The sequence below is a fragment of the Streptomyces apricus genome (assembly GCF_008369065.1).
GTDB classification, from domain to species: Bacteria; Actinomycetota; Actinomycetes; order Streptomycetales; family Streptomycetaceae; genus Streptomyces; species Streptomyces apricus.
Genome location: NZ_VDFC01000061.1, coordinates 26,422 through 34,853, shown reverse-complemented (window position 1 = coordinate 34,853; position 8,432 = coordinate 26,422). Strand labels below are relative to the sequence as shown.

The 8,432-nt window shown below is 71.4% G+C and carries 9 protein-coding genes; 7 read left to right on the top strand and 2 right to left on the bottom strand.

Annotation, left to right across the window (positions count from 1 at the left end; translation table 11 throughout):
- The first annotated feature begins 532 nt into the window (after positions 1 to 532).
- The 3 genes from FGF04_RS32790 to FGF04_RS32780 all read left to right on the top strand — a co-directional run bounded on the left by FGF04_RS32790 (position 533) and on the right by FGF04_RS32780 (position 2,607).
- Positions 533 to 1,447, top strand: a complete 915-nt coding sequence (locus FGF04_RS32790) for an NADP-dependent oxidoreductase (RefSeq protein ID WP_149515024.1) — start codon at positions 533 to 535, stop codon at positions 1,445 to 1,447.
- 141 nt (positions 1,448 to 1,588) lie between these two features.
- The gene (locus FGF04_RS32785) at positions 1,589 to 2,056 is read left to right on the top strand and encodes a cupin domain-containing protein (protein ID WP_149515023.1); all 468 of its coding nucleotides are present in this window, start codon (positions 1,589 to 1,591) and stop codon (positions 2,054 to 2,056) included.
- 56 nt (positions 2,057 to 2,112) lie between these two features.
- Complete coding sequence (locus FGF04_RS32780) at positions 2,113 to 2,607, top strand: GNAT family N-acetyltransferase (RefSeq protein WP_149515022.1); 495 nt, start codon at positions 2,113 to 2,115, stop codon at positions 2,605 to 2,607.
- A gap of 32 nt (positions 2,608 to 2,639) precedes the next feature.
- On the opposite strand, the gene FGF04_RS32775 is transcribed toward FGF04_RS32780, so the two are convergent.
- Complete coding sequence (locus tag FGF04_RS32775; RefSeq protein ID WP_149515021.1) at positions 2,640 to 3,536, bottom strand: hypothetical protein; 897 nt, start codon at positions 3,534 to 3,536, stop codon at positions 2,640 to 2,642.
- A 123-nt stretch (positions 3,537 to 3,659) separates the two neighbouring features.
- A complete protein-coding gene (locus FGF04_RS32770; RefSeq protein ID WP_149515020.1) occupies positions 3,660 to 4,073 on the bottom strand; it encodes a hypothetical protein in 414 nt (137 codons plus the stop codon).
- A 396-nt stretch (positions 4,074 to 4,469) separates the two neighbouring features.
- Here FGF04_RS32770 and FGF04_RS32765 point away from each other — a divergent pair, with 396 nt between their 5' ends.
- The 4 genes from FGF04_RS32765 (at position 4,470) to FGF04_RS32745 (ending at position 8,343) form a co-directional block, all read left to right on the top strand.
- Positions 4,470 to 5,639 (top strand): Cmx/CmrA family chloramphenicol efflux MFS transporter, encoded by a 1,170-nt coding sequence (locus FGF04_RS32765; RefSeq protein ID WP_149515019.1) that lies wholly within the window; start codon positions 4,470 to 4,472, stop codon positions 5,637 to 5,639.
- Positions 5,640 to 6,099: 460 nt separating this feature from the next.
- Positions 6,100 to 6,405: a hypothetical protein gene (locus FGF04_RS32755; protein WP_149515018.1), complete on the top strand. Its 306-nt coding sequence runs from the start codon at positions 6,100 to 6,102 to the stop codon at positions 6,403 to 6,405.
- Positions 6,402 to 7,292, top strand: coding sequence for an XRE family transcriptional regulator (locus tag FGF04_RS32750; RefSeq protein WP_149515017.1), 891 nt, complete (start codon positions 6,402 to 6,404; stop codon positions 7,290 to 7,292). Before FGF04_RS32755 ends, FGF04_RS32750 begins: the two co-directional genes overlap by 4 nt.
- A 10-nt stretch (positions 7,293 to 7,302) precedes the next feature.
- Positions 7,303 to 8,343 carry a hypothetical protein gene (locus tag FGF04_RS32745; RefSeq protein ID WP_149515016.1) on the top strand — a complete coding sequence of 347 codons (1,041 nt, stop codon included), beginning with the start codon at positions 7,303 to 7,305 and terminating at the stop codon, positions 8,341 to 8,343.
- Positions 8,344 to 8,432: the final 89 nt, after the last annotated feature.

Below are 8,432 nucleotides of genomic sequence, written 5' to 3'. Positions count from 1 at the left end.
GGGGTGGGGGATGCTTGCACGAGCGGTCCTTTCACCAGGTTCCGTGAGTGACACGGGAGCGGTGGCTCCGGCGGGGGGTGTCCTGCTCATGGCCGGTCGGGCGTGCCCGCCGCCGGTCGGGCCGCGGCTTGCCCGACCGTGCCCGGCGCGAGGCGCAGGACATGGCGTCATGTCACGGAAGCAACGAGGTTGTCTCGGATGGCGCGGTGGCGCTGTCGGTCCTGCGTGCGCAGGGGACCCGGTGGGACGACACGCGGCCGGGCCGTGGGGACCCGTACCGCTTGAAGCAGCAACACCATAGGGCGGTCGCGGCCCGGCGCCATCGGTGAAACCGCCTGTGTCGCCGACGGATCTGCCGCCACCCGGACGGCGCGACGCGGTCGGCCCTGAAGAGGCCGCGACTGTAGGCCGGTTGGCCGATCCGCGCACGCTTCCGGATTAATACTTGGCTAGCCACCTATTCGGTGCTACTTTTATGTGGCTGGCCACGGAATCGGGGCCGGTAGATCATTCACCCAAAGGGAGTCCCACCATGAAGGCCATCGTTTTCGACGCATTCGGCGGCACCGAGGTCCTGCACCAGTCGGAGATCGACACCCCCGAACCCGGCGCCGGTCAGGTGCGGGTGAGGGTGCGGGCAGTCGGGGTGAACCCGGTGGACGGCAAGATCCGTTCCGGGATCATGGAGGCGATCTTCCCCACCACGCTGCCCGCCGTCCCCGGCGGGGAGATCGCCGGAATCGTGGACGCGCTGGGCGAAGGGGTCACCCGGTTCGCGGTGGGCGATGAGGTGCTGGGCTGGTCGGAGACCGGCTCCTACGCCCAGTACGCGCTGGCCGACGCCAGTGTCCTGGCCCCCAAGCCCGCCACCTTGGAGTGGACGAAGGCGGCGTCGCTGCCGGTGGCCAGTGACGGCGCCGAACGCGTCCTGGATCTGCTCGACATCAAGGCCGGGGAGACCCTGCTCATCCACGGTGCCTCCGGTGCGCTGGGCACGATCGCCGTCCAGCTGGCTGTTGCCCGCGGCGCCCGCGTCATCGGCACCGCCGGCCCCGCCAACCAGGACTACGTCACCTCCCTCGGCGCCACCGCCCTCGTCTACGGGGAAGGCCTGGTGGAGCGGGTGCGTGCCCTGGCTCCTGAGGGGGTGGACGCGGTGTTCGATGCGGCGGGCAAGGGCGCGCTGGAGGACTCCATCGCCCTGCGCGGTACCACCGACCGTATCGTCACCACCGCCGACTTCCGCGCCCGTGAGCTGGGCATCGTCTTCGCCGAAGGGCCCCAGCGCCGCTCCGCGACTCGGCTTGCGGAACTGGCCCGCCAGGCCGCCGACGGCACGCTGACCGTGACCGTCGGTGCCACCTACCCGCTGGCCGAAGCGGCCACCGCCCAGCAGGTCAGCGACGCCGGACATGGCCGCGGCAAGCTCGTCCTCACCGTCGACTGACCGACCGACTGACCGATCCATCCGGTGAGCGAAGGATCGACGGATCGACGGATCGACTGAGTACCTCCCGCGGAAGCCGGCCCCCACCCACGGGGCCGGCCCCGCACCTCTCCCGCGCCGAACTCCGAGAAAGGACTTCCCATGACCATGACCTATCTGGCGCAGCCCGAACAGCAGCAGAAGCTCGAATGGCTCGACGGCGGAACGTTCTCCGTGCTGCTCGACGAGGCGGCCACCCAGGGCAAGCTGACCGTGGGCCGCTTCGACGTCGCCAAGGGCGAGGCCCCGCCGTTCCATATGCACACCCGCGAGGACGAGGTGTTCATGCTGATCAAGGGCACGGCCCTGGTGTGGTCGGGGGAGGAGGAGCACGAACTCCGTGAAGGCGGGATCGTGTTCCTGCCCCGCAACGTTCCGCACGCCTACCGCATCACCTCCGAGCGCGCCGACCTCCTGATGATCGCCACACCGGGCGGCATCGAGGGCATGTTCCGCCACGCCGGACGCGACCTCACCACCCCGCGCCCCGACGGCTTCGACATCCCCAAGTCCCTCCTGGCGGAAGCGTCCGAACTCTACGGCGGTGTCATCCTCGGCCCGCCGCGCTGAACCGCCCATGCACCGGAACTCCGCGCACGAGGGGGATCGGGGGATAGGGTCGGGCAGTGCCCGAGCTGAAACCGCTGCATGCCGACCACGCCCCGGCGGTCCTGGCCTTCGAGCTGGCGAACCGCGCCTACTTCGCCGCTTCGGTCTCCGATCGCGGCGACGACTTCTTCGACCGGTTCACCGAGTGGTACGACGCCTCGCTGGCCGAGCAGGAGGCCGGCGTCTGCGCCTTCTACGTGCTCGTCGCCGAGGACGGCTCGGTACTCGGCCGGTTCAACCTGTACGACATGAAGGACGGCACCGCCCGACTCGGCTACCGGGTCGCGGAGGCGGCTGCCCACCGCGGCGTGGCGACCGCGACCGTCCGGGAGCTCTGCCGGAAGGCGACCGCGGACCACGGCCTGCACACGCTGCGGGCGGCCACCTCTCATGACAACACCGCGTCCCAACGAGTCCTGACCAAGACCGGGTTCGTCGAGGCCGGCCCCGCGGCCCCGGCCGATCTCGGCGGCAAGTCGGGCACGTGGTACCGCCGCGACCTCCGGTCATGAGAGCCCGTCCTTCCGAGTGCTTCTGAGTCTGCTCAGGGCGCCGGAAAAGCGAGCCGGACGCCGTGCTTGTCCGCCGCGCGGCGCAGGGACGGGACGAGGGTCCTGCGCACCTCCCCGATCTCGTCGGCGTGATCGACGAGGAAGCGGGACCGCAGACGGAGGCGGGCAGGCTCGCGGACGGCCTCGACCGGACGCATGCAGGCGGCGTAGGTACGGCCGAGTTCGCGGTCGACGCGTAGCAGGTCGGCGGAGGGGGCGGAGCTCAGGGCGGTGTCGACGGCAGCGAAGAAGCCGTCCTCGTCACGGGCCCGGACACCGTGCTCGGCAAAGCAGTCGGGCAGGGCGCTCAGGGCCCGGGTCACCGCGGGAGCGCGGCGCAGGGCGGCCAGTTGGTGGAACCAGCGTCCCTGGAGTGGGGCGTACGCGTCACGCAGGGTGTCGGCCGCGGCCTTGCCCACCGCATGACAGCCACGGACCGCTTCAGGGCTGCCGGGGTTGCCGGAGCGGTCCGCGCCGGGTGCCGCCGCGGGGACGGGAACCTCCGCGCTGCGCGCGAACCCGTGCCGGGTGAGAAAGTCCAGGTCGGGCAGCTCGGAGAAGCGGATGTACGCGGGCCGGGGCTGCTCGGGAAGGCCGAAGCCCCGCTCGCGGGCGCACGCGGACGCGGCGGCTTGGGAGACCTGCCGCGCGAACACGTCCAGCCCCTGTGTCCAGCGGGTCTCGGCGCCGGTCGCGGGCAGGAACATACGTGCCGGGTCGTCCGGCAGGGCATGGGTCAGCCGGGCAGGGGCCACCGGCGCGGGCGCGGAGGACGGCCCGCCTGCCTCCGGCTGCCCGGGGCCGGCCGCGCACGCCGAAAGCAGGGTGATGGCCGCTGCCGCGACCAAGCCGCGAACCCCGAACCGCAGTCGGACCGCAGGACGGAGCATCCCGGACCACTCCTTCCTGGTACGCCTGCGACGACCGAGGGCGCATCGAATCCGTGATAGCGCCATGGCGTCGCGCCACCGCGCTACCGCGCCATTGCGGCACTTCCGTGCGGCTGATCGAGCTCAGTGGGTGATGGTGACGGAATCGAAGCCGTCGTACAGGCTGGCCACGCCGAACGGGACGTTGTCGTTGACGTCGGTGCACAGCGCATACGTGGAGTCGTTGATGCTGTGGCTTCCGTCGGCGGCGTAGACGTAGCCCTTGGCGCAGGTGAACCAGGTCCCGCCGGAGGTGCGCAGGCGACCGGCGTAGTAGTCGTAGGTGCCGCTCGCGTCGTTGGAATAGGTGAGGTTGAGGTCGTCGCACGTACTCGTGGCCGACTTGTACGCGACGGTGCCCACGGCCCCGGACTGCCCGGTGGTCAGACCCGTGGACACACAGGCCTGCGGGGCGGCGGACGCTCCGGGAGCGAGGGCCAGTACACACGTGGCGGCGGTCGCGATCGCAAGAGCGCCGGCCGGGATGGTTCTCTTCATGGCTTCCCCGCTTTCGTCGCAGTGCGGCAGGCGATGCCCGCCGTCGTCCGGTTGTACTCAGCGGGGAACGCTGGCAGAACGCCCCAGGCATGTAAAGCCTTCCGTCCGGCCCAACGGCCCTTCTCCGAGACATGGTTGGCGATCGCGTGGATCGGACAGGTGTGCCGACCGTCCTACACGCACGATGGTGTGGCGGGTGCCGGTCGGGTAGCGTGCGGGGCATGTCGAGTCCTGAGTCGGACGAGGTGGGGGCTTTCGGTCACGCCGTCAGCCCCCTGGATCCCTGAGTCCGTAGCCCTGCCGTCGCGCCGCAGTCCGCGGCGCGACGCGCATGCCCCGGGGCTGGCCGCGGTGACGAGATGACCTCTCGTGCCTCTCCTCACCTCGGAGCCTTCGATGCCTCTTCCGCTGTACCTGCTCGCCCTGGCGGTCTTCGCCATGGGCACCTCGGAGTTCATGCTCGCCGGCCTGCTGCCGGACATCGCCTCGGAACTCGGCGTCACCGTCGGGACGGCAGGCGCGCTCATCTCGGCCTTCGCGATCGGCATGGTCGCCGGCGCGCCCCTGGTGGCCGCGCTCGCCCGCACCTGGCCCAGGCGCTCCGGCCTCCTCGGCTTCGTCCTCGTCTTTGCGGCGGCTCACGCCGTGGGCGCCGTCACCACCGGCTTCCCGCTCCTGTTCGCCACCCGGGTCGTCGCCGCGCTCGCGAACGCCGGGTTCCTCGCCGTCGCCCTGGCGGCCGCCGCCGCGCTCGTCCCGCCCGACAGGAAGGGACGCGCGCTGGCCGTGCTGCTGTCGGGTACGACGACGGCCACGATCGTCGGTGTCCCCGGTGGGGCGGCGCTCGGCACGCTACTCGGCTGGCGGGCCACCTTCTGGGCCGTCGCTGCCCTCTGCCTGCTCGCGGCCCTCGGCATCCTGAAGGGATTCCCCGCGGAACGCGTGGAGGAAGGGGCCGCCGGCGGACCGGTCCTGCGGGCGGAACTCGCCCGGCTCGCCAGGCCGCGGCTGGTCCTGGTGATGCTCCTCGGCGCGCTGGTGAACGCGGCGACATTCGCGAGCTTCACCTTCCTCGCCCCGGTGGTGACCGACGTCGCGGGACTGGACGAGTGGTGGATCTCCGTCGTGCTGGTGCTCTTCGGCGCCGGTTCCCTCGCCGGTGCCACCGTCGCCGGCCGGCTGTCCGACCGGCATCCCGGTGCGGTCGTCGCGGTCGGCGGACCCTTGCTGCTCATCGGCTGGGCGGCCCTGGCCGTGCTGGCGGACGAGCCGGTCGCCCTGCTCGCCCTCGTGTTCGTGCAGGGCGCCCTGTCGTTCGCACTGGGCGGCACGCTGATCACGCGGGTCCTCTACGAAGCCGCGGGAGCCCCGACCATGGCCGGCTCGTACGCGACGGCGGCCCTCAACGTCGGCGCCGCCGTCGGTCCCCTCGTCGCCGCGACCGCCCTCGGCACCGGGGCCGGGGAGCGCGGGCCGCTGTGGGCGAGCGGACTGCTGGTCGCCGTCGCCCTGCTCGTCGCGTTCCCCCTGCGCACCGTGGTCGCGGCCGACCGGGCGGCCCGCTGAATCCTCGTCAGAAGCCGCCGAGCAGAACGGCGTCATCGGTGACGGGCGGCCGCTGTGGGTCCGCTTCCGCCCAGCACGTGAACGGCTGGACGGAAGCGGGGCGGTTCCCGTCGGTCGTTCTTCAGCACACGGGGCCGCCCGGCCTTCCAGACAGGAAGGTGCGACGCCAAGGCAAGGCGTCGATCTCCATCGTGCGCCATCGCGTCCGTGCTGCAACATCCAGTACGGCTTCGCCACCAAAAGTGTTCTTTTATCCGCGATCTGCCACCGGCGATGGCCGGTATGAAGTAGGGGGTCGGCAGGGCCTGAGGGGTGACGCGGCATCATTGTTCCGTAATCCCATGATCACATTGAGTGGCGTACGCCCGGCGCAGCATGCTGTTCCCCTACTCCTCCAAGGCGCTTCAGCACCGCTCCGGAGTGGTCCTTCCAGACGTTTCTTCCTTCCAGGGAAGGTGACATGAACAGCAAGCAGGTGATGACCGTGGTCGTCCTGGCTGCGGTCCTCACGTGGAGCACGGTCATGACCGTGCTGGGACAGCTCGCGGCCGTGGGCGCGCTACTGCCCTCCCTCGGACTCCTCATCCAGCAGATCACCTCGGCGTTCAGCGGCACGGCCGCGCGATCCGGCACGGCCGTGCAATCCGGCGCGGCGGCGCGATCCGATACCGCCGAGCGATCGGGTACGGCGGCGCGATCCGGTACGGCCGAGCGATCGGGCGCGGCGGCCACGTCGCCGGCGGACAGCGAGGAGTCCTCACGGTGAAGACGCCCCAGGTGCCCGAGCAGCCCGCGGGAGAGCCTCCCCACCGCCGCGGCCGCCCGCCGGAATCGATCTGCGAAAGCGCCGGCGCGGCGCACCGGACATGGCTGGAGCCGGTCCGCAGCCGCCTCGTGGCGAGCGGCCTGACCCTCGACGACCTCGTCAACCGCTCCGGCTACTCCAAGGCCCGCCTGTCCGAACTCCTGCGCGGCAAGGGCTACTACCCCGGCTGGGAGATCACCTACAGCGTGGTGCGTGCACTGGAGATCCCCGTCGGCCCCCTGTGCCGGCTGTGGAAGGTGGCAGCGGTGGAGGCCGACAAGACCCCCGCCTGGATCAAGAACCGGATCCGTGACGTCCAGTTCGAGCAGGAGGAGCAGCCCGTCGCGCACCTGGGCCTCACCCAGGCCATGTGGCAGCCCTACACCGCGTACGCGCAGGTCTTCCTGCAGTCCGAGCAGCGGGCCCGGCAAGCCACCGCGGAGACCTTCGATGTCCTCTGGCTCACCTGGGACCAGGCCACCACCAGCCCCAACACCCCTTTGCACGCGTGGCAGTTGCTGCGTACGACCGTCCTGTCCCGCACCCCCAAGCGGCCCGGGGGACACCCCGACATACGTGCTGCGGCGTTCTCCACGACCGGCCAGGCCGACATCCACGACCTGGGTGAACGGCTGGCACGCATAGACCTCCAGGCACGGTTCTTCGACGCCATCTCGCATCTGCCCGCGGACCAGATGGACATCACCGTCCTGCGCTACCTGTGCGGCATCACCCCGGACGTCATCCCCGGCGTCATCGGCCTGTCCCCGGCCATCACCCACACGCTGGACCACCACGCCCGCGGTGCCCTGAATGACCTCTTCCCCGACACCGACACCCAGGAGTGATCACCGCGCCATGAGCACCATCGACGACCTCCTCGCCCGGTCGCTGCTGCTGCACCGGCCCCACGTCCCCTCCGACGTCGTCCCCTACGACGACTTCGCCGGGGACGACCTCCTGAGGTGGGACGGCTACCGGCCACACGTGGCCGATGACGGCGCCGCGCAGAGCCTCGCCGCCCTGTGCGAGACGGTCGTCTCCCACTGCACCGCGGACCAGCTCGCCGACTTCCTCACCGACCAGGTGCCCCAGCCGCGGGCCGCCTGGATCCTCGGCTGCGTCCTGCAGCTCGCCGGCACCGCCGACGGCGCCCGCTTCTGGTGGCAGTACGCGGCCGGCGCCGACGACGCCCCCGCCTCCTACTGCCTCTACCTCCAGCACCTCGCCCAGGGTGACACCCACGCCGCCGCCCTGTGGCAGGCCCAGTCCGGTGCCTACGCACCCCAGGACTGCGAACCCGACTCCCGTGAGGACGCCCCGGTGCACCGCAGGATGGCCCCCGACGCCAGCTTCGCCACCGTCCTGCGCGTCCTCAGCCACCTCGCACCCGCCACCCCGCGGGTGCACACGCCGGTCGCCCAAGCGGTCATCGAGTTCGTCGACACCGCGGTCGCCACCGGCTACGACCACCACCCCGACTTCGAACTGCCCGTCCCCGGAACGCACTTCGCCGAACAACTGACGATCGTCATCGCGGCGGCGTCCGGCAGGCGCGAACCCCACCGCGCCCCGGACACGGTACTCACCGGGGAACTGCCCAACCGGCCCCCCGCGGACGGCCCCGGCGGTGGCCACGACCCCGCCCTGGCAGCAGCCCGGGGACCCGAACGCCTCCTGGTGGAAGTCACCGCGGCCGACTACGAGCCCGCGTCCGCGCACATGTTCTTCAAGGGCGCTGCCGCTGTCTGCTGGAAGACGGCCACCGTCGCCGACGGCGCGGACGAACCCGGCAACCGCATGGCGTACCACCTGAGCCGCTTCCGTACGCGCGCCGCTTCCGTCTTCTCCCCGGCACCCTCCGGATTCGGGACGCCGAGGCCTGCCTTCCCCCAGTAGACGCGGCGGTTCAGCGGTGGGCCGCCCGCGGGGGACGACCCGGCACCGTCGCCGACATTGCCGTCTGGGCCGTCCCCGGGAATCCGTGA